The organism is Leptolyngbya sp. KIOST-1, assembly GCF_000763385.1.
Classification (GTDB): Bacteria; Cyanobacteriota; Cyanobacteriia; order Phormidesmidales; family Phormidesmidaceae; genus Nodosilinea.
The window spans coordinates 71,232-89,276 of record NZ_JQFA01000002.1; the positions used below are offsets into that span (position 1 = coordinate 71,232).

Below are 18,045 nucleotides of genomic sequence, written 5' to 3' on the forward strand. Positions count from 1 at the left end.
CACCCCTTGCAATGGGGCCGGGAGACAGCTAGGCGCGGTGATCCAAAATCAAGCTTTAATCAGTGGGGCCGCTGTTTCGGCACTGGCAGAGTGGGCTCCGTTACTGCGGGTCTGGCTCGGCTCATACATAACCGCACTGATTGGGGTGGGATAGGCCGCTTTTCCCTGGGGCACCTGCGGCGGTTCATACAGGCGCTCTTGGCGGCCCCCATAGCCAAACCGGGCCTTATCCTCCACCGGCGCAGGAGACTGATAGAACGTCTGCCTGCGGGCCTGGTAATGGGTCTGATATAGGGTCGTCCGGACGCCGTTTACCGTGGCCAAACTGGGCGGTTCAACCCCCCGAGAAGGTTGATAGAGGAAGTCAGCAAACGCCTGCTCCATGGCCAGGAGGGGGGCAGGTTCCGCTTGGGGAGCTTCGTAGCACACCTGTAACAAGGGCTGGGGTTCTGGCCGCACCGGGTTTTGGTAGACCAGGGCAGGGCTATCGCTTGTAGCGGCAATATTTTGCCGCCAGTTAGCCACGGCTTTGCCCAGGTCAAAGCCCATGGCCCGCTGATAGTGCCAAAGCCCCCCCTGCAGAAAGAAAAAGGCCAGGTAAAAGTGGGCGTTGGCCAACCACGTGCGCGCAGAATAGCCTGACTCCATTGCCCCGCTGGGGTCATAGTAGTAGGGCAGAAGGGCTGATTTCAGCGCCAGGGGCGGCCCATAAAACTCGGTGGGGTAGGCCAGGGTATTGAAGCCGCAATAGTACGAGGCTGCGAACCCAGCCAGGGCAATACCAAACAGCGAGTAGGCCAAAATGCCGTCGCCAGAAAACAGAAACCGCTGCCGCACCCAGTTAAACGGCGGCACCAGAATGTGCCAAGCGCCACCGAGCACCAGCAGCACCGCCACGTAGATGTGGCCACCCACCAGGTCCTCCAGGCTGTTGACGTCAAACAGGTGAGTGCGGTAGCTAAACAGCGTACCCACATCGAGAGTGGGGGCTGTAACCAGACGCACTTCCCCAAGGTTGGCGTCATACAGCCCGCCAAAGGCCATGGCCTTAATGACCAGCAGGAGGGCACCCAGCCCCAAGAACACCAGATGATGTCCTAGAATCAACCCGAGCTTTTTAGAATCATTCCACTCAAAGTGGAACTTGGCAGCGCGCCCCCCCTCGGCCGCCAGGCTAGGGGCCAGTCGGGTCCGGTGAAAATAGGCTCCACCGGCCAATACGCCGGCCGCCACGATGTGAATCGCCCCAATCGCAACCAGGGGAAAGGTATCTGCAATCGCCCCACCAGAGCCAACGCCCCAGCCCTGGGTGGCCAGGTGAGGCAACAGAATCAACCCCTGGCTGTACATGGGAGCATCAGGATTGTAAACCGCCAGCTCAAACAGGGTAAACGCTCCGGCCCACAGCATGATCAGGGCAGCCTGGGCCACGTGGGCCACAATAAACGTATTGGATAGGTCAATGAATCGGGCGTTGCCCGCCCACCAGGGATACTGTTCCTGGGTTTTGTTAACAGCGTACATGGCAATGATTTGACTGTTAGGGGATGGTCAGAAAGAGATAGGTGATGGGAAAGAAGCTCAGGTGTCGGGTGGCGTTAGGTGTTTAAAGACCCGCAAATCGCGAACCCGACACCCTTATTTCCCTTAGCTCAGGCCCGAAATAATGTGGTCTAAGTAAACATCCATTTCTTGACCCGCATCAGCGCCAACGCGCTGGGTGACCACTTCCTTCATCGTCTGAATGGCCTGAATCGTAGGTTCAATGGGTACCCCTAAGGAGCCGTAGGTTTCCCTTAGGCCATTCAGCACCCGCTCGTCCAAAATTGAGGCATCTGCCGCTAGCATGGCATAGGTGGCGTAGCGCAGAAAATAGGTTAAATCCCGGAGACAAGCTGCATAGCGTCGGGTGGGATACATGTTGCCCCCAGGGCAGGTAATGTCTCCGTATAACAAGCTCTTGGCTACGGTTTCGCTGATAATACTGGCGGCACTTTCGCCGATCTGGCTGGCTGCTTTCACCCGCAGCGTCCCGCTTTGAAAATACTGCTTTAGCGCCTCCAGTTCAGCGCCCTCCAGGTAGCTGCCTTTCTCATCAGCGGGGTTGATAACGGCGGTTATGGTGTCTTGCATGATTCTCTCGTTTAGGTCGTAAACTCAATGGCAAAATCGATGACAAAAATCGGTCCCAGTTCCCGGAAGCCAGGCGCTAAAACGCTCGAATGAGCTGGTCGAAGTAGGGAGCAGCCAGCGCACCTTCTTCGGACGATAGGGTGCTCATGGCTACGTCTTTTAGGCAGCGCATCGCCAGTTTGAGGTTAGTCAGGGGCACGCCCAGGGAGACGTACATGTCCCGCATGCCGTCCAGGCCAATATCCTCTAAGGGTTTAGAGTTACCTGCCAGCACACAGTAGCTAACCAGGCGAATGTACCAACCCTGATCCCGCTGACAGAGCGCTGTTTTTTGGGGATTGCCGCTGTTGCTCGGGGTGTTGGGGCACTGCGCCCAGAATCGCTTGCTGCCTTCGTCAACTATTTTTTGTTCATTGGTTGCCAATTTTTGCGACGCGCTAATCCGAGTTGTTCCATTGCCAAAAAAGTCTTGCAATTTTGCCAACTCGGCGCTGCTGAGAAAACGATTGGCCTCATCTGACTGAGCAATCACCTTAGCCACAATACTCATATATACAATTCTCCCAAATAAACAACGTCGTAGCCTAGCCGCAGATTTTCAGCAATGCAGTCCTTAGCCTCTTGACCAAGGCCCAGGAAATGGCTTGGCCATAGAATAAATGGCCAAAATGAACCCAAGCTAACGCAGAAGCCCGATGGCTTCTGCACTAACTCAAGTCAAATGCATAACTTGCCCCTATTAGGACAGCCAGGAGTTTTTCAGTATTGGCCCTCTCCTCCAAGCAATCAGGACATAGGAAAGCCACAAAATATCAATCAATCATCCCGGCGCTTTATTCATTACCAAACAAATAAAGCAGCAAACTGGCTACCTCTAAAAGATAAAATCTATTCGTCGCAATTCAGTCATTTTCTTCAAAAAGCATACACATAAGTTCAAGTATATTTATTCGCAGAAAAAGGATTTTGAGATTCTCAATGATGACCATGAAAATCAGGGGTGGACCTCCGGATAGTTCAGGCTTTGGGATCGGTTGCACCGTCAAGTACGATTGCCCGTAGCCTCCGAAACTCGTGATCGGTTGTGCCAGCTAAGCCCGCGCTACGGTTTGCCACTCTTCAATCAAGGCCGAGGGTACCCTCAAATCAATCCCATCTCCGCCCACCGTCGACAGGGTCAACCGCAACGGAATTTCAGCTCGCAGCTCTGGCAGCAAGGGCTGGAGATCGTACTGTCCAACATTGGGTTCAGGAGCCGCCTCATTGGTAAAGATCGGACCAGAGGCATCCGCCGCCGTCAGGGTCTGGCCCAGGGAATTGGTCAGGGTGAGGGGTTGGCTGCGATCAATGGTGACCAGACCGGGAAAGCCCACCAGGCGCAGGGCAACGCTGGTGGTACCGCCGGGGCGGATGCGTTTGAAGGCGATCGCCTGCCAGCTGTTCCCATGCTGGTCTTTCAGCGTTTGCCGCGACTGGTAGACCACCTGCCCCGGGGCTTCCTCCAGTTGGCGAATGGCCGCCGCCGCGCTGGGAGGGTTGAAGAGCCCTAATCCGAGCCAGAGGTCTAGAATCACGGCCCCTAACCACAACAGCCCAAAAAATGCTTTTCTCACAGAACTCTGCATAAAGAGGCTTCCCACGCTAGCGATAGCGACCCAGGGAGAATGACCGGGGCGGATTTGCAATACTCCTTAGTAATATAACTTATTAGCTATTAAGTGGTAAAGTAGAATTTCAGAGGGCATCCCTTCGTCAAAGCTGATTGGTAGACTGCCCCAGGCAGAATCGAGGTTTCCCATGGCCCATGTTGTTGTTATCGGTGCCGGACTGGGCGGATTGCCCACCGCCTACGAACTACGCCACTTGCTGCCCCCTCAAGACCGGGTCACGCTGATCAGTGATCAGCCTAAATTCACCTTTATTCCAGGGCTGGTGCGCGTTGGTTTAGGGATCGATCCCCTCGCTCATTTTCAGCTTGATCTGGCCCCCCTGGCGCAGCGGCACGGTGTGGAGCTGATTGCGGACAAAGTCACCGACCTGGACCCAACGGCGCAACGCATCACCCTAGACAGTGGTCAAACCCTCGACTACGACTATGTAGCGATCGCCACTGGCCCCAGCTTTGCCTTCGACGCCATTCCAGGGTTTGGCCCCCACGGCGGCTACACCCACTCGATTTGCTCCCCCGCCCATGCCCAGGAGGCCCAGGCCGCGTGGCTCCAGTTTTTGGAAAACCCCGGTGCGCTGGTGGTGGGGGCCGCTCCGGGGGCGGGCTGCTTTGGGCCGGCCTACGAATTTGTGCTGATGGCGGAGCAGATTCTGCGGAAAAAGGGTTTGCGCGATCGCGCCACGCTCACCCTGGTCACCCCCGAACCCTACGCCGGCCACCTGGGGGTTAGCAACGTCAACCACGCCCAACGGCTGACCGAAGCCCTGCTGCGCAAACGCGGCATTGAGGTGATCACCAACGCCGCGATTACCGCCATCTCCCCAGACCGCATCACCCTGGACGATGGTCGCACCTTGCCCCAGCAGTACGCCATGGTGCTTCCCGCCTTTCGAGGGGCGTCATTCATTCAAAATACCCCTGGGTTAGGCAATGAAAAGGGGTTCATTCCCGTACTGCCCACCTACCAGCATCCCAATTTCCCCTCGGTCTATGCCCTGGGAGTTGGCGTTAATCTAGCTCAGCCAGAACAGTTTCGCGTCCCCATTGGTCTACCCAAGAGTGGGCAAATGACCGAGGCCATGGGCATGGCGGTTTCCCATAACATTGCCGTGCAGCTAGGCGCCCTCCAAAAGCCGTTGCAAACCCCGACCCTGGAGGCCATTTGCTTTGCCGAATTTGGTGACACCGGCATTCTTTACGTGGCGGCCCCGGTGCTGCCCGACTCGGCCACCGGCCAACGGCGCTATTCCTACGCTGTGCAGGGGAAATGGGTGGTCTGGGGTAAGGCCCTGTTTGAACAGTACTTTATGACCAAAATGCGCCTGGGGGCCGCCGTGCCCTGGTACGAACGGCTGGGGCTGCGGGCGATGTTTGGCGTTGATTTGGTTAAGCCCATCGACGGCCCGCCCCAGAAAACCCCGGCCCGTGCCTCTGTGTAAGCCTGACCTAGGAGACTGTCAATGATGTCACTATATCGATGGATTGCTGCAGTGGGAATCGCGATCGCGCTTATGCTCCTCCAGCCCGCCACCGCCCACGCCGCCATCAACCCCGCCGAACTAGCCAAAGCTGTGCAAGAGGTGGAACAGCTTGATATGCTCCGCTCCGGCCTGGCCTCATCCCTGGAAGGTCAAACCGAAGCGCCTACGATGGAAACCATGAAAGAAGTCTGTCGCCCCGTGGGAATGCGAGCCAGGGAACTCAGTCAAGAAAATGGCTGGCAAGTGAAACAAATGGCCACCAAATACCGCAACCCCGCCCACGCCCCCGACGCCCCCCGTGCCCGTATGGCCCTGGCCCAATTTGAGCAAAACCCAGAACGCATGGGTTTCTGGGAAAACGCCATCCTGGAGGGCCAACCTGGCATTCGATACTACCGCCGTATCAATGTCGAAGCCAGTTGTCTAGCCTGTCACGGACAGCAAAATCAACGCCCCCAATTTGTCAAAGACAACTATCCCCAAGATTTAGCCTTTGACTTTAATGTGGGCGACCTACGGGGCATGTATGCGGTGTTTATTCCCGATGTGAAGGAGGCTATTCAAGGGGCTCTACAACCCTGAGCCAATTTTTTCTCGAGGACTTATCCCAGGACGGTCCACTGGAAAGTATGGGCGATACTGGACTCGAACCAGTGACATCCTGCTTGTAAGGCAGGTCAGCATCGAGATTTCGTAGCTCCCTCCGATCCTGCATATAGGCTAGAATAGCTGGCATGGCTGAGTTACAGCCGGGTGCTCTAATGTGAGACAGCAGAGAGAATTGCACACAACGGAATAAAAGTAGTTCACGTTTAGTTCACGGCAGGTCATGTGATGCCCCAAAAATCGCTGACGATTGAAGCTATCAATGAGCGGTTGAAGGCTGCCAAGATTGGTGTTCGTGTTTACGCCCGAGGGGCCCGCCAGGAAAAGCTGAGCTTGCGAGCAGTGTTACCTCCTAAGCCTGGTAGTAAGCGACAAAAGCCCTATCAGCAATATCTCAGCCTGGACGTTTATGCTAACCCTACAGGGTTAAAATTTGCAGAGTCTGAGGCAAAGCGCATCGGTGGGCTACTTGACCAGAAGCGATTTGAATGGGATGTGGTTGCTCAGGAGGTTGATCGTAGCAAAGAGACGTGTGGCTATTGGATCGAGAGATTCCGCCAAGACTGGTTAAAGTCCCAGACAGGTGAAAAGGATGCGATTGCCCTCAGTTGGAAGGAACAATTTTGGTATCCGGCATTTAAATGGCTTACTCCAGAACGCAAGCTCACAGCAGACCTACTTGAGCAGACTACTCTGAGGTGGAAACCCAACAGTCGGAGTTTGCAGATTGGTTGCCAGAAATTGCAACGGCTAGCTGACTTTGCTGGTATCGAGTGCAATCTTAGGTCGAAGCAGGGTAACTATAGCTTAAATAAAGTGATTCGCAATATTCCACCTGACGATCAGATTATTGCAGCAATAGACAACATCAAAAACCGGGGCTGGCAGTGGATTGCAGGAACTATGGCAACCTACGGTTTACGGGATCACGAGGCATTTTTGTGTGAAATTATATATAAAGAGTACGAGGGCGAGTCATGGCCTATTGCACTCGTCCCAGATGCAACGAAGACAGGTAACCGAGAGGTTTTTCCACTCCCGCTCTCATGGGTTGAACGCTGGGATCTGATGAATATAGAAAAACCAAAGATTACTGCTCGTCTTAACAAAGACTATGGCGATCGTACGTCTACCCAATTCGCCCGATACAAAATTCCGTTTAGGCCTTACGACTTGCGTCATGCGTGGAATATAAGGGCGGCGCTTGATCTGGGGTTACCTACCGCTGTTGCGGCCCAAATGGCTGGACACTCAGCTACATTGAATCTTGGCACTTATCAAAAGCATATTAGTAAAGTAAGGGCTGCACAGGCATATTTTGAAGCCTTGAAGAATAATAATCTTGGTAAATAGCTCCTACGATACTACTTTGCCAGGATGTCTTTTGTGTGGAGCAACTAAATCTCGTTTATTGCAAGCATCGATATTCAAATACCAACTGGCCTTTGTTGTACCAGGAGCACGCCTGTCAATTGCTTCTATACCGCTGCGGTAATGGCCGCACCGTATCATGTATAGGCATTGAGCATATTTTTTATAGCCAAGCACAGGCCAAGCGTCTTTGAGAGATAGTACCTTACCAAATTGAGGTTTATCCCCCAATCTTTCATGCAGCTCTCGAATATCATCTCGGATGAGATGACTTGCTGACTGTAGGGCTCTAAGTTCGACAGTTGCTTCTTCTAACTTTTGAACAAGTTGGTTAAAGACCACATCTTGACTGTGCTGAGAGTGATCCATCTAAATGCCTCCACAATATCAGGGCATAACGATGCCAAAGTGAAGGTAGCGCACTGGGTGAGAGCCCCAAAATCGATTCCAAATAACTAAAATCGCTGGCCTCACCAAACCTGATGAACCGATTCTACGGTGAGTCCTTTGAGAAAAGCTGACTTTGTGCTGATTAATTTGTGAAACTTTACACTAGGAGTGTGCGGTACGCTTGTCGGCATGGCTTTAAGTCTTGACTGGAAGGCGTTTTGATAGCTTTTAGATCCTGTAGATATTCAGTAATGCTGCTTTACCTAGATAGATGGCTGGCATCAAGTCAGCATTGAAAGACTTGCCAGTGTAGAATACGAAGGAAGGACTGCTGTTAGTGGTCGTTCACCTTACGAGATGCTGACAAAGTTTGAGAAGCCTATATCGGCTTAGTTTTGACCCATGCCCCGAGGACGAAGCCCTTCCCTAAGCCCAGATCCTGCAAACCCTGATAAAAAGTCTAGGGTGCGCTTTATCTTTGAGCCCGATCGCACCACCCCAAACGGCATCACCTACTCCTGGTTGATCCACGACACCTACAACGGTAAAGAGAAAGCGGCTACGGCGACCCGTGCTTTCTGGCTGCCCTTCGCCTACCGGCACTCCGGCAATTACTCTGAGGCCGAGTTGCGTGACCTGGCACAGCAATCGATTTGGCAGATGGAAGCTCAGATTCAACACCTGCGCGAGGAATTTGAGCTGGGCCTGGCTCGGCCTGACACAGCTGAACTGGTGGGCGGGCCTGAGGCGGAAAACTTGCAGACCGAGATGATTAGGGGATCCGCTTTGGTACAGCCGGTGACGGTTGCAGCTCCGGCTGACTTGCTCGATGAGTTCACCGATGCCCTATGAGTGAGCCTCTGTTGCCAAAGGAGCCCGAGACCGAGAAGGGGCGGTTGATGCGCCAGCAGTACCTGGCGCTGGCCAAGGCTTCCCTCAAGGACGCTAAGGACTACGACAGCCTCTACACCCGCTATAGCGACAACCCCACGTCTGCCCAGGGGTTGGATCAGGAGGTGGCCAGAGCGGCACTACAGACAGGCAAGGCTCCCCGTCAGGTAATTCAACTGCTGGCCCAAGGGCCGTTTACCCAGCAGCAGATTTTGGGCTTGTCTGAGGATGAGAAGAAGGAAGCACTGCCCAAACTACTCCAGTACGCCCAGAAAACCGTGGATAGCCTTCAGCAGCAACGGTATCTGGAATACGCCTGCTCGGTGACAGGGAAAATGCAGAGCTACCCTGACCTTTATCGGGATTATGTGAGCAGTGATCTGGCTGCGATTCAGCTTGACCAGAAGGTGACGGCGGCGGCGCTGGGAGCGGGGGAATCGGGGGAGGCCGTAGCGGCCCTGCTACACCAGGGGCCGTATGCCCGGTTCCAGCAAGATTTGCAGGGGGTGGCCCCGCCCACGATTGAGCAGTATGCCCGAGGGACGGTGGCCCAAGTGCAGGCAATTCAGGCGCTTCAGGTAGGGCAGCCGCAACGGAACATACCGCGCTCTAGAGGGATAGACCGGTAACACCTTGATCCTGCCAGAGCGCTATTCGTCGAGTTCGCTGCTGATGTACTGATTGACGAAGGCTTCAGCTGCTTCTGGGCTCATAGTTTTGAGGACACGGACGATTTCCAAAATGGTGTCGCCAGTGGGGTCAATTTTGCCGCTGCACCAGCGGTAGACACTGGTGCGGTCAATCCCCAGATTTGCTGCGAGCCGGTACTGGGTGATGTTGTACTGCTCCAGCACTTGTTTGAGAACGTAGCCTGCTTTACCCATGCCCTCATCATTTCAGAGGATGAGGTGCGACTCGTTGTCGCATATGCTAACGTTGTCACATAAGACAACGCTCTAATGTAATTGGAGGCTATATCTATGCTGATTCCCCAAGGATTTGTTGGCTCGGAGGTTAGCGGGGTAGAGCACGACCTTTTGGTCAGCGTTGAGATTAGGCAAAAATTGAGCAATTACCCTCGGCCTGATCGGGAGCCGGTGAAGCTTTTGGCGATCGGGTCTCGGGAGGCGATTCAGGCCATGCTTCAGCAGATGCATTTGTGTGGATTTGCTGAGATCTTTGAGTGGACTGATTTCATGCCAGCACCTACCCCTGAAAGGCCCCTGCGATGTCAGCCTGGAGAGTTGATGAAAATGCTGGTGAAGTATTTTCAGCGGACATAACGCTATGCACCTAGAGCACCTGGATCAGGAGCTGGTGAAAGAGCGGATCGCCCCAGGTCATTAGCCGCAGAGAGGGTTTGTCGGCAAAGAGGGCTGGCTGAAAGGTTACCGGATTCGCCCATTGGCCATAACTCATCTGCCAAATTCCAGGTTCTACGGGTGTAAAGTGAACTCCCTTCGTTTGTAGGAGAACCGATTGAGTGAATGCCTCTTCGATCGCCTCTGGGTTAATGGCAGTGGGAGGTAACGGTCGCCGAATGTCTTGCAGGTCGGCCTCTACATCGCGCTTCACCATGTCATCAAGGGCTGGACGCTGAGGCGGAGCCGCCAGGACATTGTCGAACTCAGAGAGCAGCACGTCTTCTTCTTCGGCATCGACGCTCATGGTGGCTCGCTCGATGAAGGTGGGCACCTGGGCCAGAATGGGCTGGAGGTTGCCGACCACTGACTCAAAGGCCCCAATGCGATCGCGCAATTTCCGATACACCTTCGCTTCCACCGTGCCGTCGTAATAGAAATTGTGGATGGTGACGGTTGGGTAACGTTGGCCAATCCGGTCAATACGCTGCTCCACCCGCATGGGGTTCCAGGGCAGGTCATAGTTAAACAGCACCCCGCAAGTTTGCAGGTTCAGGCCCTCGCTGGCAGATTCTGTACAGAGCAGAATTTTAATCTCGCCATCGCGAAATTTGGTTTTGATCAGCTCCTTGGGCACCGCTGCCCACTGGCCATCGCGCCACAGCTCGCCACCCCGCCCGGAGTAGCAGGCCACCTGGTTGCCGTAGAGTTCCCGCAATTGCTCGCGCAGAAAGTCCATGGTGTCGGTGTACTGGGTGAAGGCGATCGCGCTTTCCCGGTTCACCAGCTCCTGCCGCAGGGTAGCAATGAAGTGGGCCAGCTTGGTATCTTCCCCGGTGTTCTCAAACTGTCGCAGCAGGGCTTCTAGGTGCTCAATCTCCCTTGGGTCTACGGGCTCCATGTAGCCCTCTAGCCCTTCGATCACCGCATCGTCGGCATCGTCCAAATCGGCCAGGTCATCGGCGGTGAGGCCGCTGCCTTGCTGGGTGAGAAGGGAGTCGAGCCGCCGCTGGAGGGATTGCTGGATGGCGTAGAAGGAGCTGGTCAGTCGCTTGCGGTATAGGGTCATCAAAAAGCCCAGAGCTTTGCGCTGTTCCTTTTGGGCGAGGCGGTAGAAGTGGCGCACGTAGTCGCTGACTTGGCGGTAGAGGTCAGCTTCGCGGGTGGGTTCTAGGGTAATGGCGTTGTCGCACACTTCGCGGCGGGGGACGTCTTTTTCTAGCAAGCCGAGGCGGTAGTACTCCCGCAGGGTATCCCGCGTGTGGCGGAACATCATGTCTTTGAGGGGGGTGTTATTGGAGAGGAATTGGAGGGAGGCGGCGATAAAGGCTTCGTCTTGCAGGTAGGGGCGTTCGTTGATGATTTTGATGCGACCTCGCCATACATCCTCGACTTGACTGGCTAGCATCCGGTCTTGCTGGTGGAGGTGCTGCTGAAGCCGGGGGCAGAGCTGGCCACCACGGGCAAAGTAGTCGGCAGACATCGTTTGCCAGAAGTTCAGCAGGTGGCGATCGGGCTTGCTATCCAGCGATGAGAAGTAGTCGCAGAAGGTATCGCCGTAGGCCCAGTGGCCCTCTAGCCCCAGCACATGCAGCAGGTCAAAGACTTCGATGGGGTCAATTTGCATCGGCGTGGCCGAGAGCAAAATCAGCGCTTTGGTTTTGTCGCGCAGCTGCTCCAGCAGTTGCAGCAGGCGGTTGGGGGTATCTTTGCGGGCCTGGGGCGATTTGCGGCGGGCGTGGTGGGCCTCGTCGAGAATGACTAGATCCCAAGGTTCGGCATCGAGCAGTTCTTGCATGCGCTCTTTGCGGCGAACTAGGTGGCTGGAGGCCAGAATCAAGTTTTGGCTATTCCACGGGTTGCCGGTAGGCTGGGTGGTGTAGCCGTAGGGGTCTTTAAACTCGCCCTGGATGTAGCTCCAGAAATGGAGGTTAAATTTTTCACGCAGTTCTTCGTGCCACTGGGGCTGAACGCTGGCAGGGGCCAGCACGAGGACGCGCTTGACCTTTTGGGACACCAGCAGGTAGCGGAGGATCAGCCCAGTCTCGATGGTTTTGCCCAGGCCCACTTCATCGGCGATCAAGAAGCTACGGGGAAATTCGGCGGCGGCACGTTTGAGGATTTTGATCTGGTGGGGCCAGGGCTGGATAGGGATGGAGCTGAGGCAGGCGCTCAGGCAGCCGGGGTCTTGGTGGATGTTGGCGATTGCCTGAAACATCTCCCGTTCCCTAGCCAGAGTGGCCTCATCGATCTGGGCCTCTGGTTCCTCTTCCTTTGCAGGCTCTGGGTCAGGAAGCGCTAGCTGCTCCCGCTCTTGCCGGGTGAGGGGGCGCTGGTTAAATTCGTCGTCGGTTGTCCAAACTGGCTTTTGGGGTGGGGCGTAGCGGATCAGCTTGCGTTTGACGGCTTCGGGCACTTCAAACACGCGCACGCTAGGGATTTGGTTGTGCCAGTGCTGTTCGAACCGCAGCGTTTCTTCCTGGACGCGGGCCAGGTCGCGATCGCCCTCCCAGGAGCAGAAGACGTGGAACGATTCGACGTTGAAGTTCCAGCCGCCGCTGGACTCGTTGTTGGAGCCAGTGGTGGCGATTTGGTTGCCGTCGGCGTCGGTGAAGAGGCAGACTTTCTCGTGATAGATGTAGTGGGTGTTGATGGCCTCGTCGGGGTCGAGGGGTTGCCCGTCGTGGCGCAGGGGAATGGCGATGCGGATGTCGAGGCGATCGCTCTGAATCAGCCAGCTGAGAATTTCGAGGCGTTTGAGCTGGGCAAAGTTGGTGGGTGGGGTGAGGTTGGCATCGAGGCGGGCGGCAACGGCATCGCGGAGGGTGTAGCCCTGCTGAATAGCCTGAAGGTCGGTTTTGCTGAGGTGGCAGCTCATGATCAGCCGGATGTGGCCTTCGTTTTGGAGGAAGGCCCCCAGCCCTCCGGCGACCTGGCTGAGGATGGCGCTGTTGAAGAAGCCGGATTTGCGATCATACTGGGTGGAGCGTTCGAGCGCGGGGATGTAGAAGTCGGCGACGGGGTTGCTGGTATCGCTGGCGTAGCTGATGCGCCAAGGGTAGTCGTTCAGGCGGTGAGGGTTGGTGTGAGGCATTAGACAGTAATGACCTCCGATAGCAACACCACAGGGATATCTGTCAGCTTCTTGAGCTGGCGGTCGCTGGTCAAAAACGTGGTGCAGTCTGTCCTAAGGGCGGTGGCGGCATGGATGGCATCGGGCAATTTGAGCTGAGTGTTGGCTCTCACCCCGGCAGCGTCAACCAGCAAATCCCGTAAAACGGGCACGATAAAGAAGTTTTGTCGATTCGCGATCGCTTTTTTGTATCTGGCCTGCTGAGCCAAATCTTGATCTCGCAAGGGTTTCACCAGTAATTCCGCCAAAGTCAGCTCGCTGGTCACGCCTCGCAATGCCCCAGCCTGGATCTGCCCAAAGAGCTGCGTTAACTCTGGGCGAAACGCAGAGTATCCCTCCAGCGCGTAAATCCAGGCGTTGGTGTCGAGGTAAATGCGATCGCCCTGAATGGCCTCTAGTAATCCCATTCATCCCTCTGCTGGCGAATGAACTGATCGGCCTCCTCTGGGGTGGCAAAGCTGCCGGGGGCAGAGCCAATCAGCTCGGTGAGCGGAGTATCGTCGGCAGTGGCTTGCAACTGTAAGTTCAGGCGTGCTAGTTCGCTAGACAGTTGACGTTCGTGTTCAACCACCGCCATCGCCTCTAAGAAATCGTCTGAAAACGGTTCAGCGATGACCCTGCGCAGCCGTTCTAGATAGTCTTCTGGATGAGTAGGTGATTGATCCTCAATAATCACCGTAATTTCTGTGCCATCGGGGATGTCAATCGCCTGATCGATGAGTTCGATAGTATTGCCCCGCTTAATACCCTTAACCTTCATCCTTACCTCCTCAGGTTGTAATAGCGGTCTTAGCGTCACTTCAAAGATAGGGTCAACCCATGACAAAATGTCTCAGCACCTTTGGATCGAAAAAGTACTCCATATGAGACTCTCCAGTGATCTGCTTGACCAAAGACACCTTAAAGGAAACCTCTTTAGAGACTAATTTAGGCGTGGGTTCTTTGCCAGACACGGGCACCTTTGAGCAAAACCAGTCTTGGTTAGAGTAAAAGTCTTCCCATTTCTCAATGTGAGGGCTATCGAGGCACTTCTTAATCTCTGACTCTACCCAATCGGTTGCGGAGGAAGAGCTTTCGAGAGCGCTGCCCCAGGTGATGTAGCGCAACTGTCTACTCTGCCGATCGCGATAGTCGGCTAAAAAATCAGTGGCAATGAGCCCACCCAGGCTATGGGCGAGCACTGTGACGCGATCGTAGGAGCCTTCGCTAACGACGTTATCTACCGCCTGCTTAACCCGAGTGCGCAGGAGTGCTCTTACCGGGGGTTTGCCTTTGTGCGATTCATTTTGAAGGTAGCTGACAAAGAAATCAGTCAAATCGATGATGAGACTAATCGACACGGGCAATAGAGCAAGTAAAGCGCTAATCAATAGCCAAACCTGCCAACCCCAGCCTGTGGTAGCCCACCCAGAGATTTGCCCCAAAAGGCCTTGCAAAAAAGGAACAGAAGCCAGTGCTTGCTGTTCTGCAAGGGCTGCTAAGACTAGCACAATAATGCCATAGTACCAAAGCAGTACCAGCACCAGAATGGTACTGGCTTGTAGAAAGAAAACGGGTGATATTTTCATGATCTTCCAACCCTGGCTAAACCAGTGAAAGAACATGCTGATACCCCGGCCAAACTTTTGGGTGGTGCTTTTGGCGCTTAAGCGATCGACCAAGTCATTCCAATAGACTTCGTAGATGTCGATGGTCTTTTGAGTATCATCAAATTGACAGTGAAATCGCTTGCCGGTTTGCCCAGGGATTTTAACATCTTCAGGGTCGAGCTTAATGTCAATATCTTCGAGCTGGGTTAGCAGACCTTGGCCCAAATAGTTATCGAGATAATAGTTTTGACACTGGGCATCAAACCCTGAAACAAAAACAACGGCTTCTTTCATTGCTATACCAACCTCTGTGGGTAGATGACTCTCTAAAACAAACCCATTTGCCCTTCTTCAAGCGCCAGCTCTGGCTGCACGTAGAGCACCTTGGCCTGAATCTCGTCCATCGCTAGCCACAGGTCGGCCAGCGCCTTCTCTTCCACCATGCGTTTGCGTTCGTCGCCGATGTGGGGGATCGCCTTGAGGGCGACTTCCCAGGCGCGCATGAAGAGGTCGTTGCTGAGTAGGCCGGTGGTTTTGAGGAAGCGGCGGACGGGGTCGATGCTTTGCTCTTCGAGGTAGAGGGCGATGATGGCGTGGAGGCCATCGACTAGGGCAGCGGCGGTAAACTCGTCGGGGTTGGTGGAGAAGGCGCGTTTTTTGAGGCGCTGCTGGGGGGTGAGCAGTTTGCAGGTGCCGCTGGCGGAGTCGATCAGCTTGTGGGTTTTGGCCAGGTCGCTGACGTTGAAGCCGCCGACGGCGAGGGCGAGCTGCCGAGCTTCATCGAAGGGGAACTCGCGGGCGCGGAAGGCATCCCAGGCGAGGATGTACCATTGGGTGAGGGGGTCAAACCCGGCGGTGTCGGCTTCGAGCAGTTTGCGGAAGCGGTAGTTTGCTACGGCTTTACGAGCTTCCCCAAAGGCGACTTCGGGGCGCATTTCGACGCCGGAGCTGTCGAGTACGGGCCAGGCACGGCTAAAGACGTTGAGGGCGGGGCCAAAGGCGCTGAGGTAGAGGTCGATGCCGCCGATGTCGTTGGCTTCAAATTCGGGGGCGCGTTGCTCGACGAGGTTGGCGAGTTCGGGGCGCAGGTCATCCCACCAGGCGGAACCGGCGTTGGGGTCGCGCTTGCGGCAGACCAGCAGCACGGTGCTGGAGACAGAGTTTTTCTGGGCCTGGTGCAGGTTTTGCGGGTTCTCGGTGCTGACGGCCCAGCTGGCGGTGATTTCAAAGCCTGCGTCGATGAGGGATTTGGCGAGCACGTCCCAGGCACCGGAGTCTTTGTGGTTGAACTGGACGGTCATGACGCCGTCGTCGCGGAGGACGCGGTAGTATTCGGCAAAGGCGAGAGCCATTTTGGCTTCGTAGTCGCGGTTGGCGAGTTCTTCGGCAGACTCGCCCATGTTGCGGAAGCGGGAAGGGTTGGCGACGGCTTCGCGGTCTTTGTCGGTGAGTTCTGAAAGGTAGAGTTCGGGGAAGATATCGCCGAGAACTCGCTTTTGCCAGACGTAGAAGAAGTCGGACAGTTCAGAATATTGAATGGTGGCGTAGTAGGGCGGGTCGGTAACGATCGCATCCAAAGATTTGTCTGCAATATGGGCGAGGTTATCCGCCGAAGCCATCACAATCGTCGCGCAAGCCTCCGGCTTGCTTTTCTCCATAGATATCTCCTTTGAGATTTGCAACCGGGACGGTTGCGCGACGAGATCGTTCCCCTCAATCGTCGCGCAAGCCTCCGGCTTGCTTTCCCCCATAGTTTCTTCTAGTGAGATTTGCAATCGGGACGATTGCGCGACGGGGATGGGGGATGGGGGATTTGGCTGGAAATTCAAAAGGTTGGGACGATCCGAGCCAATTTGTTTACAGAGAATTTCGTAGTCTGAAATAAAAGCATCAGCGCATGATCGCCAAAGCTCTAAAGCACCATTTATTTCAGGATAATTCCATGTTAAGTTTAACGAATGCTGGGTAGAAGCTCTCTCAACTGATGACCTCGCCGTATGCCAAATAGAGAGCCTGCAATTCCTGTCAACGCATCTATCAAAAACAAAAGCTAGATATGTAGAAATTGCGTTTACCTGATCTAGCTCATACCCTAACCTTATTTTTCCCTTGACATCATTGAGAATTTCAACATAAGTCACTAAAGTTAATAATTGTCGAGGATTAAAAAACTTATGCCAATGCGTCAAGCCATACTCAGGCAAAGATTGTCTTTCATGAGTTTCGTGAGCATATTCCAGCTCAATTTCAGGTAACATTCCTGATAAAACAAGATTAGACCATTCTTTCTCTAAGTAGTCTTGGGCTTTTGAGATGGCACATAAATCAATTTCAGACGGACTTCTGAATAGAAGACTGCTTTCCCCTTGCTTGTAAGCAACTGCATAAAGTTGATGTCCTAGCTCAGTTGTGGAGCCCTGAGACTTGATTACATCTCCCTCAATGACATTTCCACAGTTACAGCATTTCCCAATTCCACGGCTTAGGGTTGCAAAATCCTCTGGAGCAAAATCCCCTTCATCCGTCTGAATCGTTGTGCCCTTTCCCTTTGGCCCCTTCACTAACTCAAAATCCACTCGTTTTTCCGGCAGATTTGGAATCGGCTTCACCGCACACCACTTATTCAAGTTCTGCTTTTCTGGTCGTTTATACAGCCACCAGTTTGGACTCAACGGCACCACCGACTCACAACTCGGGCACACCACCGTATGTGCCCACAAATAGTTCTGAACTGTCTCCCCCTCCTGCGACGGAAAAAACTCCGCTAACCGCTTCTCCGCCTCATCGCCAACCCACTTCACCCACTTATCAATCTCATGCTGCAAATCTGGCCCAAACTTTAGCGGGTATTCCATCGCCGCCTTCATCGTCACCACCGCCACCGGGTTCAGGTCGCTCGCCAGCACATTCAGCCCATACCGCACCGCCTCAAACGGAATGCTGCCACCCCCCGCAAACGCATCCAGCACCGTCGGCGTGCGCGTGCCCCAGGTCTGCTCACACAGGTCATGCACCTGCTTAATCCGCTCCGGGCTCGGCGGCGTCTTATACAGCTTCGTCGTGCTGTCCGAGTGCCCATCCACCCGCCGGTTTAGCCCCAGCAGATACTCAAACTCCTCCATCGTCACCGTATCCGGCAGCAGCGAGCCCAACACACTCGCCCGGCTAAACGACAGCGGCTTGCGCGAATACCACCGATGCAGCCCCTTAAACGGGTTGCCCCCATGCTCGTAATACACCTGCCTATTCAGCAGCGTCACCGGGAAGATCTTCTCGATGAACACAGCAGGGCGGGTGGGTTTTGGTTCGGTCATGCTAGGCTCCATGGCTCATCCCATTGTACGAAGCGAAAAAAAACTGCCCGGACTTAGCCGGTATTGCTTAACAGCCCTGGCCCCAGCCCGATCGCCCGGCCCCACCC

At 54.7% G+C, this 18,045-nt stretch carries 17 protein-coding genes; 6 read left to right on the forward strand and 11 right to left on the reverse strand.

All coding sequences use genetic code 11. The features are described from left to right. Positions 1 to 48: 48 nt before the first annotated feature. From NF78_RS00360 to NF78_RS00375, 4 genes are all read right to left on the reverse strand, one after another. Complete coding sequence (locus NF78_RS00360; RefSeq protein ID WP_072015928.1) at positions 49 to 1,524, reverse strand: chlorophyll a/b binding light-harvesting protein; 1,476 nt, start codon at positions 1,522 to 1,524, stop codon at positions 49 to 51. Positions 1,525 to 1,647: 123 nt separating this feature from the next. Further along, positions 1,648 to 2,133, reverse strand: a complete 486-nt coding sequence (locus NF78_RS00365; protein ID WP_035984275.1) for an allophycocyanin subunit beta — start codon at positions 2,131 to 2,133, stop codon at positions 1,648 to 1,650. Positions 2,134 to 2,209: 76 nt separating this feature from the next. Beyond that, positions 2,210 to 2,683 carry an allophycocyanin subunit alpha-B gene (gene apcD, locus NF78_RS00370; RefSeq protein ID WP_035984276.1) on the reverse strand — a complete coding sequence of 158 codons (474 nt, stop codon included), beginning with the start codon at positions 2,681 to 2,683 and terminating at the stop codon, positions 2,210 to 2,212. A 541-nt stretch (positions 2,684 to 3,224) separates the two neighbouring features. Then, positions 3,225 to 3,746, reverse strand: coding sequence for a DUF3122 domain-containing protein (locus tag NF78_RS00375; protein ID WP_225885184.1), 522 nt, complete (start codon positions 3,744 to 3,746; stop codon positions 3,225 to 3,227). A gap of 184 nt (positions 3,747 to 3,930) precedes the next feature. On the opposite strand from NF78_RS00375, the gene NF78_RS00380 reads away from it, so the two are divergent. The 3 genes from NF78_RS00380 to NF78_RS00395 all read left to right on the forward strand — a co-directional run bounded on the left by NF78_RS00380 (position 3,931) and on the right by NF78_RS00395 (position 7,242). After that, positions 3,931 to 5,241 carry an NAD(P)/FAD-dependent oxidoreductase gene (locus NF78_RS00380; protein WP_035984279.1) on the forward strand — a complete coding sequence of 437 codons (1,311 nt, stop codon included), beginning with the start codon at positions 3,931 to 3,933 and terminating at the stop codon, positions 5,239 to 5,241. Between the two features lie 24 nt (positions 5,242 to 5,265). Further along, complete coding sequence (locus NF78_RS00385; RefSeq protein WP_263970515.1) at positions 5,266 to 5,865, forward strand: DUF3365 domain-containing protein; 600 nt, start codon at positions 5,266 to 5,268, stop codon at positions 5,863 to 5,865. A gap of 252 nt (positions 5,866 to 6,117) precedes the next feature. Beyond that, positions 6,118 to 7,242 carry a hypothetical protein gene (locus NF78_RS00395; protein WP_035984282.1) on the forward strand — a complete coding sequence of 375 codons (1,125 nt, stop codon included), beginning with the start codon at positions 6,118 to 6,120 and terminating at the stop codon, positions 7,240 to 7,242. 3 nt (positions 7,243 to 7,245) lie between these two features. On the opposite strand, the gene NF78_RS30615 is transcribed toward NF78_RS00395, so the two are convergent. Continuing rightward, positions 7,246 to 7,629, reverse strand: a complete 384-nt coding sequence (locus tag NF78_RS30615) for a hypothetical protein (RefSeq protein WP_156119576.1) — start codon at positions 7,627 to 7,629, stop codon at positions 7,246 to 7,248. A 486-nt stretch (positions 7,630 to 8,115) separates the two neighbouring features. Between NF78_RS30615 and NF78_RS00400 the strand changes: the two genes are divergently transcribed. Together NF78_RS00400 and NF78_RS00405 are read left to right on the forward strand one after the other, a co-directional pair. Next, positions 8,116 to 8,502, forward strand: coding sequence for a hypothetical protein (locus NF78_RS00400; RefSeq protein WP_035984284.1), 387 nt, complete (start codon positions 8,116 to 8,118; stop codon positions 8,500 to 8,502). Then, on the forward strand, positions 8,499 to 9,170 hold the full coding sequence (locus NF78_RS00405) for a hypothetical protein (RefSeq protein ID WP_035984285.1): 672 nt from the start codon (positions 8,499 to 8,501) through the stop codon (positions 9,168 to 9,170). The genes NF78_RS00400 and NF78_RS00405 overlap by 4 nt, the downstream gene beginning before the upstream one ends. A gap of 21 nt (positions 9,171 to 9,191) precedes the next feature. On the opposite strand, the gene NF78_RS00410 is transcribed toward NF78_RS00405, so the two are convergent. Then, complete coding sequence (locus tag NF78_RS00410; protein WP_035984286.1) at positions 9,192 to 9,425, reverse strand: helix-turn-helix domain-containing protein; 234 nt, start codon at positions 9,423 to 9,425, stop codon at positions 9,192 to 9,194. 96 nt (positions 9,426 to 9,521) lie between these two features. On the opposite strand from NF78_RS00410, the gene NF78_RS00415 reads away from it, so the two are divergent. Then, positions 9,522 to 9,824 (forward strand): hypothetical protein, encoded by a 303-nt coding sequence (locus NF78_RS00415; RefSeq protein WP_052049476.1) that lies wholly within the window; start codon positions 9,522 to 9,524, stop codon positions 9,822 to 9,824. A gap of 10 nt (positions 9,825 to 9,834) precedes the next feature. On the opposite strand, the gene NF78_RS00420 is transcribed toward NF78_RS00415, so the two are convergent. Genes NF78_RS00420 through NF78_RS31710 form a run of 5 tightly spaced genes read right to left on the reverse strand, consistent with a single transcriptional unit; the run spans position 9,835 to position 17,938 of the window. Beyond that, a complete protein-coding gene (locus NF78_RS00420; protein WP_035984288.1) occupies positions 9,835 to 12,996 on the reverse strand; it encodes an SNF2-related protein in 3,162 nt (1,053 codons plus the stop codon). After that, complete coding sequence (locus tag NF78_RS00425) at positions 12,996 to 13,442, reverse strand: type II toxin-antitoxin system VapC family toxin (RefSeq protein ID WP_035984291.1); 447 nt, start codon at positions 13,440 to 13,442, stop codon at positions 12,996 to 12,998. Before NF78_RS00425 ends, NF78_RS00420 begins: the two co-directional genes overlap by 1 nt. Beyond that, on the reverse strand, positions 13,430 to 13,795 hold the full coding sequence (locus NF78_RS00430) for a hypothetical protein (protein ID WP_035984292.1): 366 nt from the start codon (positions 13,793 to 13,795) through the stop codon (positions 13,430 to 13,432). The genes NF78_RS00425 and NF78_RS00430 overlap by 13 nt, the downstream gene beginning before the upstream one ends. A 52-nt stretch (positions 13,796 to 13,847) precedes the next feature. Then, positions 13,848 to 14,918, reverse strand: coding sequence for a hypothetical protein (locus tag NF78_RS00435; protein ID WP_035984293.1), 1,071 nt, complete (start codon positions 14,916 to 14,918; stop codon positions 13,848 to 13,850). Positions 14,919 to 14,950: 32 nt separating this feature from the next. Further along, positions 14,951 to 17,938, reverse strand: coding sequence for a DUF1156 domain-containing protein (locus tag NF78_RS31710; protein WP_035988214.1), 2,988 nt, complete (start codon positions 17,936 to 17,938; stop codon positions 14,951 to 14,953). Positions 17,939 to 18,045: the final 107 nt, after the last annotated feature.

What these genes read in the sequence shown, in the direction of transcription:
- NF78_RS00360 (WP_072015928.1), bottom strand. Translation starts at nt 1,524, where the DNA reads ATGTACGCTGTTAACAAAACCCAGGAACAGTATCCCTGGTGGGCGGGC.
- NF78_RS00365 (WP_035984275.1), bottom strand. Translation starts at nt 2,133, where the DNA reads ATGCAAGACACCATAACCGCCGTTATCAACCCCGCTGATGAGAAAGGC.
- apcD (WP_035984276.1), bottom strand. Translation starts at nt 2,683, where the DNA reads ATGAGTATTGTGGCTAAGGTGATTGCTCAGTCAGATGAGGCCAATCGT.
- NF78_RS00380 (WP_035984279.1), top strand. Translation starts at nt 3,931, where the DNA reads ATGGCCCATGTTGTTGTTATCGGTGCCGGACTGGGCGGATTGCCCACC.
- NF78_RS00385 (WP_263970515.1), top strand. Translation starts at nt 5,266, where the DNA reads ATGTCACTATATCGATGGATTGCTGCAGTGGGAATCGCGATCGCGCTT.
- NF78_RS00395 (WP_035984282.1), top strand. Translation starts at nt 6,118, where the DNA reads ATGCCCCAAAAATCGCTGACGATTGAAGCTATCAATGAGCGGTTGAAG.
- NF78_RS30615 (WP_156119576.1), bottom strand. Translation starts at nt 7,629, where the DNA reads ATGGATCACTCTCAGCACAGTCAAGATGTGGTCTTTAACCAACTTGTT.
- NF78_RS00405 (WP_035984285.1), top strand. Translation starts at nt 8,499, where the DNA reads ATGAGTGAGCCTCTGTTGCCAAAGGAGCCCGAGACCGAGAAGGGGCGG.
- NF78_RS00410 (WP_035984286.1), bottom strand. Translation starts at nt 9,425, where the DNA reads ATGGGTAAAGCAGGCTACGTTCTCAAACAAGTGCTGGAGCAGTACAAC.
- NF78_RS00415 (WP_052049476.1), top strand. Translation starts at nt 9,522, where the DNA reads ATGCTGATTCCCCAAGGATTTGTTGGCTCGGAGGTTAGCGGGGTAGAG.
- NF78_RS00420 (WP_035984288.1), bottom strand. Translation starts at nt 12,996, where the DNA reads ATGCCTCACACCAACCCTCACCGCCTGAACGACTACCCTTGGCGCATC.
- NF78_RS00425 (WP_035984291.1), bottom strand. Translation starts at nt 13,442, where the DNA reads ATGGGATTACTAGAGGCCATTCAGGGCGATCGCATTTACCTCGACACC.
- NF78_RS00430 (WP_035984292.1), bottom strand. Translation starts at nt 13,795, where the DNA reads ATGAAGGTTAAGGGTATTAAGCGGGGCAATACTATCGAACTCATCGAT.
- NF78_RS00435 (WP_035984293.1), bottom strand. Translation starts at nt 14,918, where the DNA reads ATGAAAGAAGCCGTTGTTTTTGTTTCAGGGTTTGATGCCCAGTGTCAA.
- NF78_RS31710 (WP_035988214.1), bottom strand. Translation starts at nt 17,938, where the DNA reads ATGACCGAACCAAAACCCACCCGCCCTGCTGTGTTCATCGAGAAGATC.